Origin of the sequence: Amycolatopsis sp. lyj-90 (assembly GCF_046549035.1) — a bacterium.
GTDB lineage: Bacteria > Actinomycetota > Actinomycetes > Mycobacteriales > Pseudonocardiaceae > Amycolatopsis.
Genome location: NZ_JAJPWP010000015.1, coordinates 1 through 21,905, shown reverse-complemented (window position 1 = coordinate 21,905; position 21,905 = coordinate 1). Strand labels below are relative to the sequence as shown.

General features: G+C 68.3%; 18 protein-coding genes and 1 rRNA gene. 9 read left to right on the top strand and 10 right to left on the bottom strand.

Going from position 1 to position 21,905, the window contains the following annotated elements; translation table 11 throughout:
* Positions 1-7 precede the first annotated feature (7 nt).
* Entirely contained in the window at positions 8-526 is a 519-nt protein-coding gene (locus ACLJPX_RS40700) for a MarR family winged helix-turn-helix transcriptional regulator (RefSeq protein WP_410605549.1), read from the top strand.
* Here the strand turns inward: ACLJPX_RS40700 and ACLJPX_RS40695 are convergent.
* From ACLJPX_RS40695 to ACLJPX_RS40685, 3 genes are read right to left on the bottom strand one after another with little or no spacing between them, the layout of a single operon-like run.
* On the bottom strand, positions 523-942 hold the full coding sequence (locus tag ACLJPX_RS40695; RefSeq protein ID WP_410605548.1) for a cupin domain-containing protein: 420 nt from the start codon (positions 940-942) through the stop codon (positions 523-525). The genes ACLJPX_RS40700 and ACLJPX_RS40695 overlap by 4 nt on opposite strands.
* Positions 943-984: 42 nt before the next feature.
* Positions 985-2,481: an AMP-binding protein gene (locus ACLJPX_RS40690; protein WP_410605547.1), complete on the bottom strand. Its 1,497-nt coding sequence runs from the start codon at positions 2,479-2,481 to the stop codon at positions 985-987.
* Positions 2,478-3,107, bottom strand: coding sequence for a TetR/AcrR family transcriptional regulator (locus ACLJPX_RS40685; protein ID WP_410605546.1), 630 nt, complete (start codon positions 3,105-3,107; stop codon positions 2,478-2,480). Before ACLJPX_RS40685 ends, ACLJPX_RS40690 begins: the two co-directional genes overlap by 4 nt.
* A gap of 63 nt (positions 3,108-3,170) precedes the next feature.
* Here ACLJPX_RS40685 and ACLJPX_RS40680 point away from each other — a divergent pair, with 63 nt between their 5' ends.
* Positions 3,171-3,662 carry a DUF1453 domain-containing protein gene (locus ACLJPX_RS40680; RefSeq protein ID WP_410605545.1) on the top strand — a complete coding sequence of 164 codons (492 nt, stop codon included), beginning with the start codon at positions 3,171-3,173 and terminating at the stop codon, positions 3,660-3,662.
* Here the strand turns inward: ACLJPX_RS40680 and ACLJPX_RS40675 are convergent.
* Positions 3,659-4,837: an aminotransferase class V-fold PLP-dependent enzyme gene (locus ACLJPX_RS40675; protein WP_410605544.1), complete on the bottom strand. Its 1,179-nt coding sequence runs from the start codon at positions 4,835-4,837 to the stop codon at positions 3,659-3,661. The genes ACLJPX_RS40680 and ACLJPX_RS40675 overlap by 4 nt on opposite strands.
* Before the next feature lie 46 nt (positions 4,838-4,883).
* Between ACLJPX_RS40675 and ACLJPX_RS40670 the strand changes: the two genes are divergently transcribed.
* Together ACLJPX_RS40670 and ACLJPX_RS40665 are read left to right on the top strand one after the other, a co-directional pair.
* Entirely contained in the window at positions 4,884-5,513 is a 630-nt protein-coding gene (locus tag ACLJPX_RS40670) for a GntR family transcriptional regulator (RefSeq protein WP_101609544.1), read from the top strand.
* A 4-nt stretch (positions 5,514-5,517) separates the two neighbouring features.
* Positions 5,518-6,279 carry a metallophosphoesterase gene (locus ACLJPX_RS40665; RefSeq protein WP_410605543.1) on the top strand — a complete coding sequence of 254 codons (762 nt, stop codon included), beginning with the start codon at positions 5,518-5,520 and terminating at the stop codon, positions 6,277-6,279.
* Here ACLJPX_RS40665 and ACLJPX_RS40660 read toward each other — a convergent pair.
* From ACLJPX_RS40660 to ACLJPX_RS40635, 6 genes are all read right to left on the bottom strand, one after another.
* The gene (locus ACLJPX_RS40660; protein ID WP_410605542.1) at positions 6,276-7,898 is read right to left on the bottom strand and encodes a CocE/NonD family hydrolase; all 1,623 of its coding nucleotides are present in this window, start codon (positions 7,896-7,898) and stop codon (positions 6,276-6,278) included. The genes ACLJPX_RS40665 and ACLJPX_RS40660 overlap by 4 nt on opposite strands.
* Before the next feature lie 160 nt (positions 7,899-8,058).
* The gene (gene aspA / locus ACLJPX_RS40655; RefSeq protein WP_410605541.1) at positions 8,059-9,447 is read right to left on the bottom strand and encodes an aspartate ammonia-lyase; all 1,389 of its coding nucleotides are present in this window, start codon (positions 9,445-9,447) and stop codon (positions 8,059-8,061) included.
* A gap of 10 nt (positions 9,448-9,457) precedes the next feature.
* Positions 9,458-10,411, bottom strand: a complete 954-nt coding sequence (locus ACLJPX_RS40650) for an asparaginase (RefSeq protein WP_410605540.1) — start codon at positions 10,409-10,411, stop codon at positions 9,458-9,460.
* A complete protein-coding gene (locus ACLJPX_RS40645; protein ID WP_101609540.1) occupies positions 10,408-11,847 on the bottom strand; it encodes an amino acid permease in 1,440 nt (479 codons plus the stop codon). The genes ACLJPX_RS40650 and ACLJPX_RS40645 overlap by 4 nt, the downstream gene beginning before the upstream one ends.
* 4 nt (positions 11,848-11,851) lie before the next feature.
* Positions 11,852-12,523: a FadR/GntR family transcriptional regulator gene (locus tag ACLJPX_RS40640; protein WP_101609539.1), complete on the bottom strand. Its 672-nt coding sequence runs from the start codon at positions 12,521-12,523 to the stop codon at positions 11,852-11,854.
* A gap of 475 nt (positions 12,524-12,998) precedes the next feature.
* The gene (locus ACLJPX_RS40635; RefSeq protein WP_410605539.1) at positions 12,999-13,400 is read right to left on the bottom strand and encodes a nitroreductase/quinone reductase family protein; all 402 of its coding nucleotides are present in this window, start codon (positions 13,398-13,400) and stop codon (positions 12,999-13,001) included.
* Positions 13,401-13,533: 133 nt separating this feature from the next.
* On the opposite strand from ACLJPX_RS40635, the gene ACLJPX_RS40630 reads away from it, so the two are divergent.
* From ACLJPX_RS40630 to ACLJPX_RS40610, 5 genes are all read left to right on the top strand, one after another.
* Positions 13,534-14,499 carry a plasmid pRiA4b ORF-3 family protein gene (locus ACLJPX_RS40630; RefSeq protein ID WP_410605538.1) on the top strand — a complete coding sequence of 322 codons (966 nt, stop codon included), beginning with the start codon at positions 13,534-13,536 and terminating at the stop codon, positions 14,497-14,499.
* A 192-nt stretch (positions 14,500-14,691) separates the two neighbouring features.
* Positions 14,692-18,276 carry a DNA polymerase III subunit alpha gene (gene dnaE / locus ACLJPX_RS40625; protein WP_410605537.1) on the top strand — a complete coding sequence of 1,195 codons (3,585 nt, stop codon included), beginning with the start codon at positions 14,692-14,694 and terminating at the stop codon, positions 18,274-18,276.
* Positions 18,276-19,748, top strand: a complete 1,473-nt coding sequence (locus ACLJPX_RS40620; protein ID WP_410605536.1) for an MFS transporter — start codon at positions 18,276-18,278, stop codon at positions 19,746-19,748. Before dnaE ends, ACLJPX_RS40620 begins: the two co-directional genes overlap by 1 nt.
* A 457-nt stretch (positions 19,749-20,205) precedes the next feature.
* Entirely contained in the window at positions 20,206-21,450 is a 1,245-nt protein-coding gene (locus ACLJPX_RS40615) for a low temperature requirement protein A (protein ID WP_410605535.1), read from the top strand.
* A gap of 350 nt (positions 21,451-21,800) precedes the next feature.
* Positions 21,801-21,905, top strand: a 16S ribosomal RNA gene (locus tag ACLJPX_RS40610); the annotation flags it as partial.

Here is a 21,905-nt window from a genome sequence, read left to right as displayed (position 1 = left end):
CCTTAGGATGGTCAACGTGGTTGACGAAAAGGTAAACCAGGTTGTCGAACATGGCAAGCGAGTTCCCGACGCGCCCGGGTTCGAGCTGCCGCTGCTGCTGTTCGCGGGCTTCCGCTCGATCATCGACCGGCTGCACGCCGAGCTGGCCGAGCAGGGACATCCCGACGTCCGTCCGGCGTACGGCTTCGCCATGCAGGCGATCGGCCGCGACGGCGCGACGGCGAGCGAGATCGGACGGCGGCTCGGGGTCAGCAAGCAGGCGGCGGGCAAGACCGTCGACAAGCTGGAGCAGCTCGGTTACGTCGAGCGCGCCGACGATCCGGCCGACGCGCGGCGCAAGGTCGTGCGGCTCACCGGCCGCGGGGTCGACTCACTCGGCCGGAGCGCGGCGATCTTCGAGGAACTGCGCAAGGACTGGGCCGACGCGCTGGGCGCAGACAGGGTCCGCGCGCTCGAAGCCGACCTCCGCACGATGGCGCCGGCGGACGGCTTCCGCCTCGACGTCGCAGGCTGGTTCGGGGCCTAGAACGGGCAGCCCGGGTTCGGCGCGTCCTGCGACAGCGGGCTCCCGTGAGGCAGGACGTAGAGCACCTCCAGCACCACCGGCGTCGTCCCGAGGTTCCGTCCGATGTGGACGGTGTCGCTCGGCTCGGTGAAGACGGCGCCCTTCCGGTACAACCCGTCGAGACCGCAGTCTGCCGAGTTGTGCGTCAGCGTGCCCGCCTTGACGTACGCGTAGAGCTTCCCGTCGTGGTAGTGCCAGCCGGTGTACCCGCCGGGCTGGATGACGACTTCGCGCAGCACGTAGTCGGTGTCCCCGACCGTCTTCTGCTTGAAGATCGTCCCGGTCACCCCGGAACCGGGCGTCGCGTCGGCCGTCGCGGGGACGGCGACCAGGAGCGCGAGTGTGGCGAGCAGCGTGGTCACGGACCGCAGGCGCATGAGGAAAACCGTACCGCGATCCACGCTGCCCGAAAGGGCTGTTCAGGTCGCCCGAAGCGTCCGCCGCAGCATTTTGCCGCTCTCCGTCCGCGGCAGCCGCTCCCGGAAGTCGAACCGGCGCGGCGTCTTGAATCCGGCGAGTCCGGCCCGGCAGTGTTCCTCGAGCCGCTTCGCCAGCGCGGGGTCCCCGGCGACACCCTCGACCGGTTGGACGACGGCGACGACCCGTTGCCCCCACTCGGGATCCGGCTCCCCGATCACCGCGACGTCGGCGACGTCGGGATGGCTCAGTAGCCGCGCCTCGATCTCGGCCGGGTAGATGTTCACCCCGCCGGACAGGATGAGATCCGTCCGCCGGTCGCACAGGAAGACCCGGCCCCCGGCGTCGAGATAGCCGACGTCGCCGACGGTGACGAACTCCCCGGAGCGCGCGGCGGCGGTCTTGTCCGGATCATCGTGATAGTCGAATTTCGTGTGCGCGGAACTGAAGTAGAGCGTCCCGGTCTCGCCGTCGGGGAGTTCCCGGCCGTCGTCGTCGAGGACCTTCACCAGCACGCCGTCCAGCGGCTTGCCGACCGTGCCCGGTTCGGCGAGCCATTCGCGAGCGTGCACCGCCGTGATCAGCCCCTCGGACGCGCCGTAGTACTCGTGGACCACCGGCCCGAGCCAGGCGAGCATGCGCTCCTTGACCTCACGCGGGCATGGCGCGGCACCGTGGATCACCGAGATCAGGCTCGAGAGGTCGTGGCGCGCGCGGACGTCCTCGGGCAGCCGCAGCATGCGGTGGAACATCGTCGGCACCAGATGCGTACTCGTGACGCGGTGCTTTTCGATGAGCCGCAACGTTTCCCCGGCGTCGAACCGGTCCATCAGCACGAGCGTGTGCCCGAGATGCAGGCTCGCGGTCGAGAACATGCCCGGCGCCGCGTGATAGAGCGGGCAGGCGACGAGGTGCACACCGTGCCCCGGCAGGACGTCCAGGCGTTCGAGGACGTGCGCGTGGATCGGGTGCAGCGCGGGCGGCCGCCCGGACAGGGCGCGCCGGACGCCTTTGGGCCGCCCCGTCGTGCCGGAGGTGTAGAGCATCGTCTGCCCGGCGGTCCGGTGCGCGGGCTCGGTGGTGGGCAGGTCCGCGCCCCAGGTCGCGTAGTCCGCCCAGCCGGGCGTTCCGCCGCGCGAAAACCGGTGCAGGCCCTCCAGTTCCGCGGTGCACGTGGCCGCGACGTCCGCGTCCGCGACGGCCACTTCGGCGCCGCTGTTGGCCGCGATGTAGGCGATCTCGCCCGGTGAGGACCGGTGGTTGACCGGGGTCAAGTAGATCCCCGCCTGCAGCGTCGCCAGCAGCAGTTCGTAGTAGGCGAGTCCGTTGTGGATGATCGCGACGACGCCGTCGCCTTCGCCGAGACCGAGCGCCCGTAAGGCGTGGGTCAGCTGGTTCGCTCGCGCAGACAGTTCGCCGAAGGTGGTCTCCCGCCCGTCGACGTCGATCACCGCGACGCGGCCGGGATCCCGGGCCGCGACTTCGTAGAACGTGCTCATCCCGCCACCGTGCCATCTTCCGGGCCGGGTCGCCGCAGGCTCTCCAGATGCCGCCGGAGCACTGTCCGCATCATCTCCGGCGAAGTCCGGCCCGCGGACAGGGCTAGACCGTCCAGCAGCGCGGCCAGCCGTTCGGTCTCGACGGCCAGGTCGAGGCCGTCGAGCAGGCCGCCCGTTCCGTGCGCGCCGTCGAGGACCCGCCGGACCAGGGCGCGGACCCCTTCATACGTGCGAGTGGCCTCCTCGGCGAGGTCCGGGCGGTTCTTCGCGGCGGCCGTGAACGCCAGCCAGACGTCGGTTTCGGCCCGGGTCTGCTCGGTGAGCGGGAGCAGTTCGCCGAGCAGCGCTTCGGTGAGTTCCAGCCGTCGTGAGCGTGGCGTCGCGGGGTCGAGTTCCGGGAGGTGCGCGAGCAGTCTCGCGATCACCCGGTCGCCGAGCGCGCGCATGGCGAACACGATCAGCTCGTCGTGCCCCTTGAAGTAGTGCCGCACCGAACCGATCGCCAGCCCGGCCTCGTCGGCCACGCTCCTGAGCGAAGCCTGCGCGAGACCGTCCCGCTGGATCACGCGGAAGACAGCTTCGGCTATCTCCAGGCGCCGGGCCTCGGGGTCGACGATCTTGGGCATGTTGCCTTTATAGCACGACCTTGCTATTTTATTTGGCACAGTCATGCTACAAAGGGGGAGTTCATGAGGACCTGGTTACTGGTCGCGCTGGCGATCGCCGTGGTGATCGCGATCGTCGTGCGAAGGCTGCGAGGGGAGCCGCTGGTCGCGCGCGACGTGTTCGGGGCGCCGGTGATCCTGATCGGGATCGGGGTCTACGGCCTGACGAAACTCGACGTCTTCACGTTCACGGACGGTCTCTGGCTCGTGTTGGGTGCCTTGGTCGGCTGCGGCCTCGGCGCGGTGCGCGCCGCCACCACGAAGCTGTTCGAGCGCGATGGCGTGCTTTGGCTGCGCTACACCGGCTGGACGTTCGGGGTCTGGGTGCTGTCGATGGCGGTGAACTTCGGGATCGGTTTCCTGGCCGCGATGTCGGGGGCGCATCCCGACGCCAGGCCGATCACGCTGTCGATCGGCGTCAGCCTGCTGGGGGAGGCGTTGGTGATCGGCATGCGCGCGAAGACGACGGGGCTGCCGTACGCCCCGCCGTCCGATTCGGTGCTTTCCCGGCGCTAGGCCAGCTTCCCGACTTCGTCCACGAGGAGCGCGATCTCGTCTTCGGTGTTGAAGTAGTGCACCGAAGACCGGACCATCGACGGCAGGTCTCGTGCGACGAAGTCGAACTGGGCGGACGAGGCCTCCACGACGCTGACGTTGATCTTCGCCGATGCCAGGCGCTGTTTCACTTCCGGTGACGGCGTTTTCGCGACGCTGAACGTGACGATTCCGCACTGCCGCGTGCCCTGGTCGTGGACGAGGACGCCCGGGATCTCGCGGAGCGCGTCGCGCAGGGTCGCCGCGAGCGCGGCGACGCGGGCTTCGATGGCGGGCATGCCCCACTCGAGGGCGTAGTCGATCGCCGCGCCGAGGCCGTGCACCGCGGCGTGATCGCGTTCCCAGACCTCGAACATCTTCGCCGTCGAATCGACTTCGTAGCTCTCGGGCGCGGTCCACGCGGCCGAGTGAAGGTCGAGCATCGCGGGCTCCACGCGCTCGCGCAGCCGAGGGTGCGCGTAGAGGAAGCCGGTGCCGCGCGGCCCGCGCAGGTACTTGCGGCCGGTCACGCTGAGCGCGTCGCAGTTCAGGCGCGCGACGTCGAGGTCGATCTGGCCGGCGCTCTGGCACGCGTCCAGCAGGAACGGGATCTCGGCCTCGCGCGCGACCGCGCCGATCTCCTCGGCGGGGTTGACCAGTCCGCCCTGGGTCGGCACGTGGGAGACGGCGATCAGCTTGACGTCGCCGTCGACGCGGCGCTTCAGGTCCTCGATGTCCAGCTGCCCGGACTCGTCGTTCTCGACCACCTCGACGACGGCGCCGGTGCGCTTCGCGAGCTGCAGGTAGGAGATGACGTTGCTCGCGTACTCGGACTTCGCCGTCAGGATCCTGTCTCCCGCGGCGAACGGCAGCGCGTAGAAGACGGCCTGCCAGGACCGGGTCGCGTTGTCGGTCAGGGCGATGTCGTCGGGTTCGGCGCCGACGAGCCGCGCGGCCGAGGCGTAGACGCCGTCCATCCGCTCCAGGGTGGCCGCGGCCTGCTCGTATCCGCCGACCAGGGCCTCTTCGCGCAGGTAGCCGACGACGGTGTCGGTCACCCGTGCGGGCGGCAGCGACGATCCGGCGTTGTTGAGGTGGACCACCTCCGCGCAGCCCGGCGTCTCGGCGCGAGCGCGGTTTACATCGAAGTCCGTCATGCCTAACTGAATACAGTACGGCCGAAGTGCATGCAATACTGCCCGCATGACGAGGAACCTGCTCCGGAGCGACCTCGCGGAGGAGATCACCGCCCGGGTACTCGACGGCCGGCTCGCCGCGGACAGCCGGATCAACGAGGTGCACCTCGCCCGCGAGCTGGGGGTCAGCCGGACACCGCTGCGCGAGGCACTGATCGGGCTGGCCGATCGTGGCCTGCTGGTCTCGGCGCCGGGCCGCGGTTTCCTGGTGCCGCCGTTCGACCCCGAAGAGGCCCGGCGGCTGTACCCGCTCGTCGCGGAACTGGAAGCGCTCGCGTTGCGCTGGAGCTCGCCGCAGGACCTCGCCGGGCTCACCGGCGGCCTCGACCGGATCGCCGACGAGATGACCGCCGAACTCGGCCGCCGGGGTGATCTGTCCGAACTGGACGATCGCTGGCACGCGCTGCTGGTCTCGCGGTGCACGAATCCGCATCTGCTGCGCTTGATCGAGCAGACCAAGCCGCTCCTGAAACGCTACGACACCTCGTATTTCGGTGGCACCGAACGCTCGCTGGAGAGCATCGACGAGCACCGCCGGATCGCCGGGGCGATCCGCGTCTCCGACCACGCGACGGCAGCGGAGCTGCTCGTGCGGAACTGGGTGAAGACGTTGGCATATCTGGAGAACATGGGGTGAAACGATGTTCGTGACGGCACATCTGAGCGACAACCATCTCGACGGCGGGGAACGCGCCGACGAACGCACCGCGCGGGTCATGCGGTACCTGGAGAACCTGGCGAAGCCGGTCGACGCGATCCTGGTGACCGGCGACATCGCCGACCACGGCACGCTCGAGGAGTACCGGCGCGCGGCCGAACTGTTCAAGACCGACGTCCCGTTGTTCACCTGCCCCGGAAACCACGACAAGCGCGGCCCGTTCCGCGAAGGTCTGCTCGGCCAGGCGCCGGACGACGCGCCGGTCAACGAGGCGCACACCGTCGGCGACGTCACGTTCGTGATGGCGGACTCGAGCATCCCCGGCAAGCCGGACGGGCGGTTCGACGACGAGACCCTGGCCTGGCTGGACGGCGTCCTGGCCGACGGTGACGGCCCCGCCTTCATCGCCTTCCACCATCCGCCGGTCGCGCTCGGCCTGCCGTTGGTGGACGCGATGCGCCAGTTCGGCGAGGACGGGCTGGCCGAGGTACTCGCCCGCCACCCGCGCGTGGTGGCCCTGCTCTGCGGGCACGTCCACGCCTCGTCGTCGACGACGTTCGCCGGACTGCCGCTGCGGTCGGCGCCCTCGGTCGGGTCGAGCATCCTGCTCCCGTGGGAGGAGAACGGGCTCCGGCCGTGGGGAGAAGGCGGGCCGATCGACTACGACCTGCCGCCGTCGCTGCTGTTCCACGTGCTGCACGACGACGGCAGGCTGACCACCCATCACCGGGTGGTCCCGGGCTAACCCGGGAACACCGGCAGCGTGATCGCGGACGGGTGCGCGGGGTCGTGGAAGATCTCGAACCGCGAGGGTTTCCCGTCCACCGCGCTGAAAACGGGCTCACCGGTGCCGTGGTTGCGGGCGAAGCGGGGGAACGCTCCGCCCGCGACCTGCAGCCGCAGCCGGTGTCCGCGCCGGAACCGGTAGGCCGTCGGATCGAGCCGGACCTCCGCCGCGACCACACCGTCCTCATCGGACCCGGGACTGCCGGGGCGCAGCCGGAGGATGCCGTCGGTGACGTTGCGGGAGACGCCGCGACCGTCCACATCGCACAGCCGGACGAAGACGTCGCCGTGCCCGAGGTCGGTCCGGACGTGCACCAGCGCGGAGACCTCACCGATGACGTCGAGGTCTCGCTCCAGCACGTCGCCGGTGAAGAGCAGCACGTCCCGGCGCTCCTCGACGGCCTTGTTGTCGCGCTGTTTCTGCGTGCCCGAAAGCAGGGGCCCGCCCACGGACGGCGTCGGATCGGCCGGGTCGAAGGTGAACGTCCCGGGCTTCGCCTCCAGCGGTCCGGCGGTGGAAAGCCCGCCGGGACGCAGGAAATACGGGGTGGCGCCGGACTCCGGCGGCCAGCTTTCGAAGTCCAGCCAGCGTCCGGCACCCTGGAGGTACAGGCGCACCGGGGCTTGGCGCAGCGGCGCGCCGTCGCCGTGAAGGTGGGCGGAGAGGAAGCCGATCTGGTCGGTGATCAGGGTTTTGAGGCTGGCCGGTTCGCCGTGCGCCCAGGGGCCGACGGTGATCCTCGGCTCGCGTCCCGCCGCGGCGAGTTCCTTGAAGTCTCGCAGCTGCGCGGAGATGAACAGGTCGTACCAGCCGGTCACCATCGTCACGGGCGTCGTCAGCGCGGCGACCTCGGCGCTGTGGTCCGACGGGGCCCAGAAGTCGTCGCCCGGCTCGGCGTGCCCGGAGACGTCCTGCAGGAACCGCACCTGTTTGCCGATGGCCGCGACGTCCGCGCCGGAAACCGGGAGATGCGCCATGGCCTGGCGGGTCTTCTTCGTCTGCCAGGGGTTCGGCAGGCCGGCGAACCGGCCTTCCTGGCGGCCGATCAGCGCCGACCACGAAACCATGTTGTCGACCGCGAGGATCCCGCCCGGATAGAACGTCGAGACGAACTCCGAAGCGGTGACGCCGAGGCACAGCGCTTCGAGCGGCTCGTCGAGGTACGGCGCGACGGCCCACTGCGTGTGACCGAGGTAGCTCGCGCCCGCCATCGCGACCCGTCCGTCGCACCACGGCTGCTCGCGCAGCCAGGCGACGGTGTCGAGGCCGTCCTCCTTCTCCAGGTGGAACGGCCGGAACTCGCCGCCGGAGCCGAAGGTTCCGCGCGTGCTCTGGAGGACCGTCTGCAGGCCGTGCCGGGCGAAGGTCTCGCCGAAGATCTTGCCCATCACCCCCTTGCGGCCGTACGGCGTGCGGATCAGCACCACCGGCCGGGGCTCGCCGCCGGGAACGGCGTAGCGGTCGGCCAGCAGCCGGACGCCGTCGGACATCGGGACGGGGATCCCCTTGGTCGCCACGGGAGCGGGGCCTTCGGCCGGGGGGAGGCCGAGGAACCGGTCGAGGAGTCGGTCGAGCACGCCTGGGCCGCCTTTCGTGCGGATGATCATCGTCCGCTTACGACCGTACTCCAGATCACCGCAGGTGGTGGGTCTCGTGAGTGGTAATGACGGTTAGAACCGTCATTACCACTCACGAGGCCTGGCGCGGGGCGGACCGCCCGGTACCGCCCCGCGGGTCTCAGCGAAGCCGCGCGAGTGTCTCCGGCTTCAGCAGCTTCGCCAGTTCTTCGGCGGGAAGAAGGCCCTTCTCGACGACGAGTTCCGCCACTCCGCGCCCGGTCTCCAGCGCCTCCTTGGCGATCTCGGTCGCCGCCGCGTACCCGATGCTCGGGTTCAGCGCGGTCACCAGCCCGATCGAGTTCTCGACGTAGCCCCGCATCACGTCGGCGTTCGCGGTGATCCCGGAAACGCACCGCTCCGCCAGCACCACGCAGGCCGACCGCAGATGAGTGATGCTCTCCGAGAGCGAGTGCAGGATCAGCGGCTCGAAGGCGTTGAGCTGCAACTGCCCGGCTTCCGCCGCCATCGTGATCGCGACGTCGTTGCCGATGACCTCGAACGCGACCTGGTTGACCACCTCGGGGATCACCGGGTTGATCTTGCCCGGCATGATCGACGACCCGGCCTGCACCGGCGGCAGGTTGATCTCGTTGAGCCCGGCCCGCGGTCCCGACGAAAGCAGCCGCAGATCGTTGCAGCTCTTCGAGAGTTTCACCGCGATCCGTTTGAGCACACCGGAAAGGTGCACGAAGGCGCCGCAGTCCTGCGTCGCTTCGACGAGGTCGGCGGCGGTCACGACGGGCAGCCCGGTGATCTCGCGCAGATGCACGACGGCGGCTTCGGCGTATCCGGGCGCGGCGTTGAGGCCGGTGCCGATCGCGGTCGCGCCGAGGTTGATCTCGTGCAGCAGCGTCACCGCTTCGGTGAGCCGCAGCCGGTCTTCGCCGAGCATGACCGCGTAGGTCCCGAATTCCTGCCCGAGCGTCATCGGGACCGCGTCCTGCAGCTGGGTCCGGCCCATCTTCAGCAGATCGTGGAACTCGACGGCCTTGGCGGCGAACGCCCGCTCCAGCACGACCATCGCTTCGGTGAGCTCGCGGACGGCGATGATCGTCGCGACGTTGACCGCGGTCGGGTAGGCGTCGTTCGTCGACTGCCCGAGGTTCACGTGCTCGTTCGGGTGCACGCGGGCGTAGTCGCCCTTCTCGTGGCCGAGCAGTTCGAGCGCGCGGTTCGCGATCACCTCGTTGGCGTTCATGTTCGTCGAGGTGCCCGCGCCGCCCTGGATGACGTCGACGACGAACTCCTCGTGCAGCGCGCCTTCCCGGATCTCACGGCACGCCTCGCAGATCGCGTCGGCGACATCCGGGCTCAGCAGGCCGAGACCCGCGTTGGCGCGGGCGGCGGCCTCCTTGACCGAGGCGAGCGCCTCGATCAGATGCGGGTACGCGGAGATCGCGGTGCCGGTGATGGGGAAGTTCTCCCTGGCGCGCGCGGTGTGCACACCCCAGTAGGCGTCGGCCGGAACTTCCTTGTCTCCCAGTAGATCGTGTTCCACGCGGTGCATCGAAGGCTCCTCAGGCGGCAAGGTGGTGTCCGGCGAGCGCGTCCGTCACGCGCAAACCGGGGGTCGGCTCCAGTACGTCCTGCTCGACGCCGCACAGTGCGAGCGCGGCGGCGAGCACCGGCCGCCGCGCGCGGTCACCGCCGTCGGCGATCTTGAGCGCGATCGCCGTCCCGTCCGGCAGGGCGGCGACCTGGACGGCTTCGAAACCGTCCTTCGCGATCAGGCCGGGAACCGCGCGCATGAGCGCGGTGACGTCGCGACGGGTGCCGGCGACCAGTTCCGGATGCTTCCGGATCCCTTCGGCGACAAGGCCTTCCGGAGTACCCGGAGCGGCGGCGGCGATCCTGCCGACGGCCGTGGCGAGCCCGCGCAGCGAGACCGCGAACAGGGGAGCGCCGCAACCGTCGACGGCGACCTTCGGGATCGGCTGCCCGGTCAGGTCCTCGACGCAGTCCGCGATCGCGCGCTGCAGAGGGTGTCCCGGGTCCAGGTAGTCCTTAATGGACCAGTCGTGCAGGCGGCAGGTCGCGAGCATGGCCGCGTGCTTGCCGGAACAGTTGTGCGCCAGCCTCGAAGCGGTCCGTCCCGAGGCGACCCAGGTGTCCCGTTCGACCGGATCGAACGGCAGATCCTCCGGCGTCCGCAGGTCCCCGGCGGTGAGCGCGGCTCCGTCCAACGTCCTGAGGACCTCCGAGAGGTGGAATTCCTCGCCGGAGTGGCTGGCCGCGCCGACGGCGAACCCCGCCGGGCTCAGGTCGACCCCGAGCCGGGCCATCGCGGTGGCCTGCAAGGGTTTCGCCGCCGAACGCGGATAGAACGCCGCCTCGATGTCGCCCGCGGAGAACAGCACGCGGCCGTCGGGCGCCAGGATCACGGCCGAACCGTGGTGCACCCCCTCGACCATTCCGTCGCGGAGGAGGTGCACCAGCGGTACGTGCGCGGGAACGCGGATCTCGGGGATCACAGCTTCGTCTTTTCGAAGACGTCCATGTTGATCCGCTTGCGGACCCCGAACCACCCTCCCACCAGCGCCAGCCCGATGACCGGCAGGCAGAACAGGGTGATCCGGCCGACCTCGTCGAAGCCCATCAGCACGATGACGGCGACGAGGAAGAGCAACGTCGCGATCTCGGTGTAGGGCGAGAACGGAAGGCGGTACGACGGGCGTTCGACCTCGCCGCGTTTGGCCTTGCGCACGAACAGCAGATGCGAAAGCACGATGATCGCCCAGGTGCCGAGGATGCCGACGGCCGCGAAGTTCAGGACGATCTCGAAGGCCTGGCTCGGCACGACGGCGTTCAGGCCGACACCGACCACGCAGACCGCGGAGGTGAGCAGGATCCCGCCGTAGGGCACGTGGTTCTTGTTCATCACGCCGGTGAACTTCGGCGCGGATCCGGCCAGCGACATCGACCGCAGGATGCGGCCGGTCGAGTAGAGCCCCGAGTTCAAGCTGGACAGCGCCGCCGTCAGCACGACCAGGTTCATCACGTTGCCCGCCTGCGGCACCCCGACGTGCGAGAGCACCGTGACGAACGGGCTCTCGGTCTTCGAGTACGAACTCCACGGCATCAGCATCGCCAGCAGGACCACCGAACCGACGTAGAAGATCCCGATCCGCCACATGATCGAGTTGATCGCCTTCGGCATGATCTTGCGCGGGTTCTCCGTCTCACCGGCGGCGACGCCGACCAGTTCGACCGAGGCGTAGGCGAACACGACGCCCTGGACGATCAGCACCATCGGCAGCACGCCGGCGGGGAAGAAGCCGCCGTTGTCGGAGATCAGCGAGAAGCCGGGCACCTGGCCGTCGATCGGCTGCTGGGTGACCAGCAGCCAGATCCCGATCCCCATGAAGGTCACCAGCGCGGCGACCTTGATGATGGCGAACCAGAACTCCATCTCGCCGAACAGCTTGACCGACACCATGTTCAGCGCCAGCACCACCGCGAGCGCGATGAGCGCCAGCACCCACTGCGGGATCGGCGTGAAGAAGGACCAGAAGTGCGCGTAGAGCGCGATCGCGGTGATGTCCGCGATACCGGTCGTCGACCAGTTCAGGAAGTGCATCCAGCCCGCGACGAAAGCGCCCTTCTCGCCCATGAACTCCCGGGCGTAGGAAACGAAGGCGCCGGAGGAGGGGCGGTAGAGGATGAGCTCGCCGAGCGAGCGCACCACGAAGAACGCGAAAAGGCCGCAGACCGCGTAGACGATCGCGAGTGCGGGGCCCGCCTGGGCGAGGCGTCCGCCCGCGCCGAGGAACAGACCGGTGCCGATGGCGCCGCCGATCGCGATCATGTTGACGTGGCGGGGCTTCAGCGCCTTGTCGTAGCCGGCGTCACCGGCGTCGGCCGGCACCGGCGCGGACTTGTCGTCCGCGCTGAGGGTCTGTTCGGTCACGGTGTCAGTCGTCCTTGTTCTGGTGCGTCGTGTGGCTCGGCCGCACGATGGTGGTGAGCGCGTCCTCGACGTGTTCGAGATGGGAGGTCATCGCCGCGACGGCGTCCGCTTCGGAACCGGCGGCGATGGCGGTGACGATCTCACGGTGCTCGGTGTTCGAGCGGGTCCGACGTCCACCCAATTGGTTGAGAAATGCCGACTGGCGGGCCAGCGCGTCCCGGATCTCCTCGATGACCTTGCCGAACACCGGGTTGCCCGAGGACTGGGCGATGGTGATGTGGAACAGCGAGTCCAGCGCCACCCACGCGGTGTTGTCGGTTTCGAGGTCCATCCGCTCGACGAGGTGGCCGAGCAGGTCGAGGTCGTCGGTGCTGCGGCGGACGGCCGCGTACCCGGCGACGGGGATCTCGACATGGCGCCGGACCTCGAACAGGTCACGGGCCGAGTACGTCCCGAAGGTGGGGTTCTCGACCGGCCCGGTGGCGGTCACGAAGGTCCCTTTGCCCGTTTTGGACACGGTGAGCCCGAGCGCCTGCAGTCCCCGCAGCGCTTCGCGGACGACCGAACGGCTGACCTCGAACTCCTTGCCGAGCGCGGATTCCGACGGCAGCTTGTGCCCGACGGGGTACTCACCGCGCTCGATGGCGCCGCGGAGGTGGGCCAGAACGGCCTCCATCGCGCTGACGCGTCTTGGACCACCGTGTCCGGCTGTCTGGCTGTCAGACAGGTTCATGAGACGAGATCGTGCGGTCGGCTCAACGCTTTGTCAAGCGATCAGCCGAGGGTCCCGATCCGCTGTGCGGGGACGGCGTCGATGGGGTAATCGGCACCGGAATTGAAGGCGGTGCTGGGCGCTTTCGTGTATCCGGAGTTCAGTGGTGACACCGGAATCCCGCGCGGGGGTGGTCAGTGTCACAGCGGTGTCGGGCAGGGCGTCGGTACCCCAGCCGACTCGGTACCGGCGCCCTGGTCACTTGAAGTACGTGATGGCCCCCTTCCTTGCGCTAGACGCAAGGAAGGGGGCCATCACGTACTTGGGAAGGCGTGAGGCGGCCGTGGCGATCACGAAGGTAGTGAAGGCCTCCATCACTACGGTCAAGGTAGGCAAGGGGCCCTTCACGGCCCGGCCCCTTGAACGACCCCCGGCCACCTCACACCCGCTTGAGCGCGATCACCGGGAACGGACGGCTGGTCATCGACTGGTGCTCGGCGAGCCGAGGGAACGCCCTCGCCTGCTTCGCGAACAGACGGTCCCGGGCCGCTCCAGTGACCTCGACCGCGTGGGCGGGGAAAGCCTCTCCGTCCGCCTCGACGTCGACGGACGGCTCCGCGACCAGGTTGCGGTACCAGTCCGGATGCGCGGGAGCACCCCCGTTCGCGGCGAACACGATGTAGCGGTCGTCGTCGGCCAGGAACAGCATCGGCGTCACGTGGCGTCGTCCGGTGCGGGCACCGGTGGTGGTGAGCAACAGCGTCGGGAGACCCTCCCCGTGGCGGCCGTTCGCGCGGAACTCCGCGATCACGCGTTCGTTCATGGCCTGCAGGTCGATCATCAACTCTCCGGGGCGGCTCGGTGATCTTGGCGGCTGGCCAGTCTGCCCATCCGCGCCCAGGTCGGCAAGCATTTTTGGATCATGGCTGCTCACGGCACCGCGAAACTGTCGGTGCCGCTCCGATACTGGAGGAGTGAGCCCCACCAGCCGAGGGCACAAGCCCGAGAAGCCGAAACCTGCCGACCTGTCGGACTGCGTCGCGCGAGGCGAACCGGACCGGGACAGGGTCACCCTCGCCGCCACACTGACCGCGGGCAAGCGCTCGGTGAGCGTCGAGGTGGTGGTCGACGGCGACAGCGTCCGCAGGATCGAACTCCAAGCGGAGCCGTCGGACGCCTTGGTGACCGAGGCACCGCTGACACCCGAGGAGTTCCGGAGCCAGGTCGAGGCGGCGCTGATCGTCAGGGCCGATTCCGACGCCTGGCTTTTCGAGAGGGTCCCGGACTTCTTCGAGCTGGGCGCGAAGTCGGACTTGCCCGAACGAGCCGACCGGCTGCGCCGATGGCTCGGCCTCCCCGAGTACGAACCGGTCCCCCGATCGGGAGTCGATCCTCTTCCGCTCGTCCTGCCTCCACCCGGACCGGTCACCGGACTGCGGCTCGCGGTCGCCCTGCTCGGACCGGACAGGGCGATCTGGCGACGGCTCGAAGTCCGCTCCGATCTCACGCTCGCCGGAGTGCACCGGGTCCTGGCGACGGCGTTCGACCGGGACGAGCGGCAGTACCACTGTTTCGAGACGGCGTACGGCGGCTTCAGCACCGACGGCCGGTACGGAGAAGGCGATCGCCTGGACGATCAAGTGCTCCTCGGTCAGGTCGTCACGGCACCGGGCCATCGACTCGTCTATGAGGCGGAGCACTGGCGGCACTGGATCCGCGTCGAGCAAGTGGTCGCCCTCCCCGGAGCGCCGAGCTGTCTCGACGGCGAACGCGCGGCGCCTCCGCCGGAATGCGAAGACGAGCACGCGTACAAGCTCTTGCTGGAGGCGCTGAGGGAGCCGGGCGACGAAGAGAACGACTGCCTGCTCGAAGAGCTCGGCGGCTACGGGTTCGACCCGGAGTGGTTCGACAGGGAGGGGGTCAACGCCCGGCTGGGCTGAGCATCACTGCCCCGTTCGGGTGGCGGCGGCTACGGCGAGGCTGCTGGATTTGATCTTGCCCGAAGAGAAGACTCGGCAGCGCTCGTCAGGGGTCGGCCCGGCCGGGCGCCGGAAATCTTCGGCGCATAAGGTGGGAGGACCGGCCCGCGTCACGCAGCCAGGGACCCGTCTGCCTAGGGGAGGTTTTCGCTGGTGTCGAACGATTCCTTCGTCCACCTGCATGTGCACACCGAGTACTCGATGCTCGACGGTGCGGCGAAGATCGCCCCCTTGTTCAAGGAGGCGGCGCGGCTGGGCATGCCCGCGGTCGGCATGACCGACCACGGCAACATGTACGGCGCGGACGAGTTCTATCAGCAGGCGGTCAAGCACGACCTCAAGCCGATCATCGGCATCGAGGCCTACGTCGCGCCGGAGAGCCGGTTCCACAAGAAGCCGGTCTTCTGGGGCCAGGCCAACCAGCGTGGCTCCGACGAGTTCGGTGAAGGCGGCGACGTCTCGGGTAGCGGTTCGTACACCCACATGACGATGCTCGCCGCGAACGCGACCGGGCTGCGGAACCTGTTCAAGCTCTCGTCGCTCGCGAGCATGCAGGGTTACTACCGCAAGCCCCGGATGGACCGCGAGCTCATCTCGGAGAACCACGAAGGCATCATCGCGACCACCGGCTGCCCGTCCGGTGAGGTACAGACGCGCCTCCGGCTGGGGCAGCGCACCGAAGCGATCCAGGCCGCGTCGGACTACAAGGACATCTTCGGCGGCGAGAACTTCTTCCTCGAGCTGATGGACCACGGCCTGCCGATCGAGCGGTCGGTCCGCGAGGGCCTGCTCGAGATCGGCAAGCTGCTCGACATCCGGCCGCTGGCCACGAACGACTCGCACTACGTCACCAAGGACCAGGCCGACACCCACTCCGCGCTGCTGTGCGTGCAGGCGGGCAAGACGCTGAACGACCCGAACCGGTTCAAGTTCGACGGTGACGGCTACTACCTGAAGTCGGCCGCCGACATGCGGGAGTACTGGGACAAGGAAGTTCCCGGCGCCGCCGACTCGACGCTGCTGATCGCCGAGCGCGTGGAGTCCTACAAGGACGTCTACACGCACAAGGACCGGCTGCCCTTCTTCGAGGTCCCCGAGGGCTACGACCAGGGAACCTGGCTGCGGGAAGAGGTCGCGCGCGGGCTCAAGTGGCGGTACCCGGACGGCGTCCCGGACGAGTACTACAACGAGCGCATCGAGATCGAGCTCGACGTCATCATCGGGAAGGGCTTCCCCGCCTACTTCCTCATCGTCGCCGACCTCATCAACTACGCCCGTAAGGTCGGCATCCGCGTCGGCCCCGGCCGTGGTTCGGCCGCCGGTTCGCTGGTCGCGTACGTGCTCGGTATCACCAACCTGGACCCGATCCCGCAGAAGCTGCTGTTCGAGCGGTTCCTGAACCCCGAGCGCGTGTCCATGCCCGATATCGACATCGACTTCGACGACCGCCGTCGCGGCGAGATGATCCGCTACGCCACCGACAAGTACGGCGTCGACAAGGTCGCGCAGGTCATCACCTTCGGCACCATTAAGACCAAGGCGGCCATCAAGGACTCCGCCCGGGTTCACTTCGGCCAGCCCGGCTACGCGATCGCGGACCGGATCTCGAAGGCACTGCCGCCGCCGATCATGGCGAAGGACATCCCGCTCTCGGGCATCGTCGACTCCAAGCACGAGCGCTACGGCGAAGCCGCCGAGGTCCGCGCGCTCGTCGAGACCGACGAAGAGTGCAAGACGATCTTCGAGACCGCCCGCGGCCTCGAAGGCCTGATCCGCAACGCCGGCGTCCACGCCTGCGCGGTCATCATGTCCTGCGACCCGCTGACCGACGCGATCCCGCTGTGGCAGCGTGACGACGGCTCGATCATCACCGGCTGGGACTACCCGTCGTGCGAGAACATCGGCCTGCTCAAGATGGACTTCCTGGGCCTGCGGAACCTCACCGTCATCGGTGACGCGATCGACAACATCAAGACCAACCGCGGGGTCGACATCGACCTCGACACCCTCGGCGTCGAAGACCCGGAGACGTACAAGCTGCTCGCCAGGGGAGACACGCTCGGCGTGTTCCAGCTGGACGGCGGGCCGATGCGGGATCTGCTGCGCCGGATGCAGCCGACGGTCTTCGACGACATCGTGGCGGTGGGCGCGCTGTACCGCCCCGGCCCGATGGGCATGAACGCGCACAACGACTACGCGGACCGGAAGAACAACCGGCAGAAGGTCAAGCCGATCCACCCGCAGCTCGAGGAGCCCCTGAAGGAGATCCTGGCCGACACCTACGGCCTGATCGTCTATCAGGAGCAGATCATGCACATCGGCCAGAAGGTGGCCGGATACACGATGGGCCGCGCGGACGTGCTCCGCCGGGCCATGGGTAAGAAGAAGAAGGAAGTCCTCGATCTCGAGTACGAGGGCTTCGAGGCCGGGATGAAGGCCAGCCCGCTGATCGAAGGCGGGTTCTCGCCGGAAGCGGTGAAGGCGCTCTGGGACACGATCCTCCCGTTCGCCGGCTACGCGTTCAACAAGAGCCACGCGGCCGCGTACGGCCTGATCTCCTACTGGACCGCGTACCTCAAGGCGAATTTCACGCCGGAGTACATGGCCGCGCTGCTCACCTCGGTCGGTGACAACAAGGACAAGTCCGCGGTCTACCTGTCCGAGTGCCGTCGCCTCGGCATCAAGGTGCTCCCGCCGGACGTCAACGAGTCGGCGCTGAGGTTCGCGGCCGTCGGGGAGGACATCCGCTTCGGCATGGGTGCCGTCCGCAACGTCGGCGCGAACGTCGTCGAGTCGATCATCAAGACCCGGGCCGAGAAGGGGAAGTACTCCTCCTTCACCGACTTCCTCGACAAGTCCGAACTGGTGGCCTGCAACAAGCGGGTCATCGAATCCCTGATCAAGGCCGGCGGTTTCGACTCGCTCGGCAACTCCCGGCTTTCGATGATCCAGGTGCACGAGGACGCGGTCGAGGCCGTGGTTCCGCTCAAGCGCCAGGAGGCGATGGGCCAGTTCGACCTCTTCGGTTTCGGCGGGGACGACGACGCGGAAGCCGCCGTGTCCTCGTCGCCGCTCGCGCATTTGAAGTTCGGCGAGGAGGAGTACCCGCGCAAGCAGCTCCTGGCCTACGAACGGGAGATGCTCGGCCTGTACGTCTCGGCGCACCCGCTGGACGGCGCCGAGCGCATCCTGCGCAAACACGCGCCGAGGCCGATCGCCGCGATCATCGCCGACCCGCCCAAGGAAGGCGAGCTGATCATCTCCGGGCTGATCACCTCGCTGGAGCGCCGGGTCAACAAGAAGGGCGAGCCCTGGGCGATCTGCACCGTCGAGGACATGGACGCCTCGCTGGAGGTCCTGTACTTCCCGAAGTCGTACGCGATGTTCTCCGCCGACCTCATCGAGGACAACGCGGTCCTGGTCAAGGGGCGGGTGAACTGGCGCGAGGACAAGATGTCCATCTTCGGCGGCGGGCTCGTGCCGCTCGACCTGTCCGAGATCGGGAACGGCGACGAGGACCTGCCGCTCGTCCTGCTGGCCGCGGCGGAGAAGCTCGACCAGTCGGTGGTCAGCGAACTGAAGCAGACCCTGCTGGCGCACAAGGGCGAAACGCCGGTGCACCTCAAGCTGGTCGGCAAGAACCAGACGGTCTTCGCGCTCTACGACTATCCGGTCAAGGTGACGTCGATGCTGATCGGTGAGCTCAAGGGCATCCCCGGGATCGCCGCCAGCACCTGATGAGCACCTACGAACCCGATCCACGGCGCTGGAAGGCGCTCGCCGTCTCCCTCGCCGCCGGGTTCATGGGCCTGCTCGACGTCAGCATCGTCAACACGGCGCTGCCTTCGATCCAGCAGGACCTCGGCGCGTCGAGCGGCGGGATCCAGTGGGTCGTCTCGGGGTACGCGCTGGCCTTCGGGCTGGTGCTGGTCACCGGCGGCAGGCTCGGCGACGCGCTCGGCCGCCGCCGCATGTTCCTGTTCGCGCTCGCCGCGTTCGTGCTGACCAGCGCGTTCGCGGGCGCCGCGCCGAACGAGACGACGTTGATCGTCGCGCGGCTTCTGCAGGGCATCGCGTCGGGCATGATGACGCCGCAGAACAGCGGGATGATCCAGGACCTGTTCCGCGGCGCGGAGCGAGGCCGCGCGTTCGGCATGTTCGGTGCCACCGTCGGGATCTCGACCGCGGTCGGGCCGGTGCTCGGCGGCGTGATCCTCGCCGTCTTCGGTGATCCGGAAGGCTGGCGCTGGGTCTTCTACGTGAACGTGCCCATCGGGATCCTGGCGTTCGCCCTGGCCTTGAGGTGGCTCCCGAAGCCGGAGAGACCGGCGAGAAGCTTGCGGGGCGAGATCGACTTCGTCGGCATCATGCTGCTGGGTGTCGCGGTGCTCGGGGTCCTGCTCCCGCTGATCGAATCCGAACAGGGCGGGCTCAGCAGCCTGTGGTGGCTGTTCGTCGTCGCGGTGGTCTTCGGGTCCGCGTTCGTGCGCTGGGAACGCTCGATGGTGCGGCGCGGCCGTTCGCCACTGCTGGACACGCGGTTGTTCACCGGCACGCCCGGCTACGCCACGGGTGCCGCCGTCGGCGCGCTGTACTTCAGCGGGTTCACCGGTATGTGGCTGGTCTTCGCCATCTTCTTCCAGCAGGGCCTCGGCTACACGCCACTGCAATCAGGACTCGCCGTCACCTCCTTCGCGCTCGGCTCGGCCGTGTCGGCGGCGATCGCGGGGCGGCTGATGCCGAAGTGGGGCCGCAAGCTCACCGTCACCGGGCTGGTCATGGTGATCGCCGGGATGCTCGCGGTCGCCTTCCTGGCCGGTCAGGATCCCGGTGCCGCGGCGGGCTGGTGGTTCGCGCTGCCGTTGCTCGTCGGCGGGATCGGCGGCGGCATGGTCATCTCGCCCAACACCACGCTGACCCTGGAATGCGTGCCGACGTCGATGGCGGGCGTGGCCGGGGGCGCGTTGCAGACCGGGCAGCGGATCGGCACCGCGATCGGCACGGTCGTCCTGGCCTCGGTCTTCCACGCGGTACTGGGCGCGAACGGTGGCTATCCGTCGGCGCTGACCGCGGCGATGCTGTGCGCCGCCGCGTTGACGTGCTCGGCGCTCTTACTCGCCGTGATCGAACTTCGCGCGCGCCGGAATCGGCGTTTGCTCACTGAGCGGGAGGAAGCCGACAAGGCTGCCGCCGACAGTCAACGCGGCTGAGTCGTCCGCGCCCGTCACTGACTACGGTCGGCAAGACCGGATGCTCCATCCGAGTGACTGAAGTAGTCAAGCTCTGGTGCTACTCAGAGCAACCGGGTACACCTTACGGAGCCTTCACTGCGGTGTCTTGGCTACCGACAGTGGTATTTCTGTCGATCGATCGGGGATGGATCGATCGGCTGGAGCGATCGTGGTGAGTCCGGAGTTTTCAGGAATGGACACCCACGGTCACGAGCCGGTGGACGGCCGTCGGCGTCCGCGGGGGACCGTTCGGCGGCACCCGGCTCACCACCACTGACCAGCCGAGTCCCGGTGAAGCAATCGCGCGGGTGGGTCCGCGCGGGGACGCCTGGGGAGGTGCACCCGGCCCGGACCCACCCGCCGCGCGTTTCTCCGAGTGTGTGAACCGCTTCCGGCTGCGAAGATCTTCGCGAGTTCGAGATTGCGAGGAGCACCCATGGCGGAGAGTTCTGAGGGGCGGAATCGCCTGCGGGTCTGGTACCGGCCCATGACGATGCGGGATTCCGGTGAAGGGCACCGGGTGGCGACGCCACTGGAGCTGCTGTTCGACCTGTGTTTCGTGGTCGCCGTCGCGCAGGCCGCGGCCGGTCTGCACCACGCCATCGCCGAGAACCACATCGGGCACGGGGTGCTCAGCTTCGGGATGGTGTTCTTCGCGATCTGGTGGGGCTGGCTGAACTTCAGCTGGTTCGCGTCGTCGTTCGACACCGACGACGTCCCTTACCGGCTGGTGACGCTGGTGCAGATCGCGGGAGGGCTGACCGTCGCCGCCGGCGTCTCGTCCGCCTTCGAAGGCGATTTCAAGATCATGGTGGCCGGCTACGTCCTGATGCGCCTGGCGATGGTCGTCCAATGGCTGCGTGCCGCGAGGACCGATCCGCGGTGCCGCCCGGCCGCGCTCCGGTACGCCATCGGCATCACGATCGTCCAGATCCTGTGGATCGTCCGCCTCGGTCTGCCGGATTTCCTGGCACTGCCGTCGTTCTTCCTGTTCTTGCTGGCCGAGCTCGCGGTCCCGGTGATCGCCGAACGCAAACGCTGGACGGGCTGGCACCCGCACCACATCGCCGAGCGCTACGGCCTGTTCACGATCATCGTGCTGGGTGAATCCATCCTCGGCGCGACCACGGCGGTCAAGGAGGGGCTGGACGAAGGCAAGCACACCGGCAGCCTGATCTCGCTCGCCGCGGCGGGGCTCGTGCTGGTCTTCTCCCTGTGGTGGCTGTACTTCGATCAGCCCGGGCACGCCCGGCTCGAGAAGGCGAAGAGCCTGTTCACCGTCGCGAGCTGGGGCTATGGGCACTACCTGATCTTCGCGTCGGCGGCCGCCCTCGGCGCCGGTCTCGAGGTCGCGGTCGACTACGACACCCACACCGGCCACGTCGCCTCGCTGCCCGCCGCCATGGCGACGACCGTGCCCGTCGCGATCTACCTGCTGAGCGTCTGGCTGATGCACATCGGGCCGACCAACGAATGCCGCCCGATCGCGATCGGCTTCCCGGTGACCGCGGTGCTCGTGCTCGCCGCGTCGTTCACGCCGGCGCCCATCCACATCACCGCCGGGCTCGCCGCCGCCCTCGTCGTGCTGACGGTCGTCGCGACGCACGGGGAGCCGATCCCGGGTGAACGCAAGATCGACGCAGGTCAGAGCGTCGGCGCGAAAAAAGGGACCCCCCTGTAAACGCCGGTTTCGGGCCGTGTAATGTTCTCTTCGTCGCCAGGGAAACCGAGCGGCCGCCGGGAACACGAACCAAGCTCCCACCGGATGGTGGTAGAGTGGGTGGTCCCGAACCGGAGAGGTAACCTTACCCCCGCTGAAACGGCAGTTTCGAGCAGGTGTTAGGGTGTGCTCCGAACAAAAGCCAAGAAATAACTGCTTCGGATAAGGCCGGGTTTTGCTCGGTGCGATTCGGGGTGTGTTGCTTGAGAACTCAACAGTGTGCTAGTGAACTAAGCCAGTAGAGCTTATGTATTTGAACCTCGTTTGAGGTTCCTTTGAGAGCAAGTATATTGCCTCGATCAAATTTGACATTGTTGGAGAGTTTGATCCTGGCTCAGGACGAACGCTGGCGGCGTGCTTAACACATGCAAGTCGAACGATGAAGCCTTCGGGTGGATTAGTGGCGAACGGGTGAG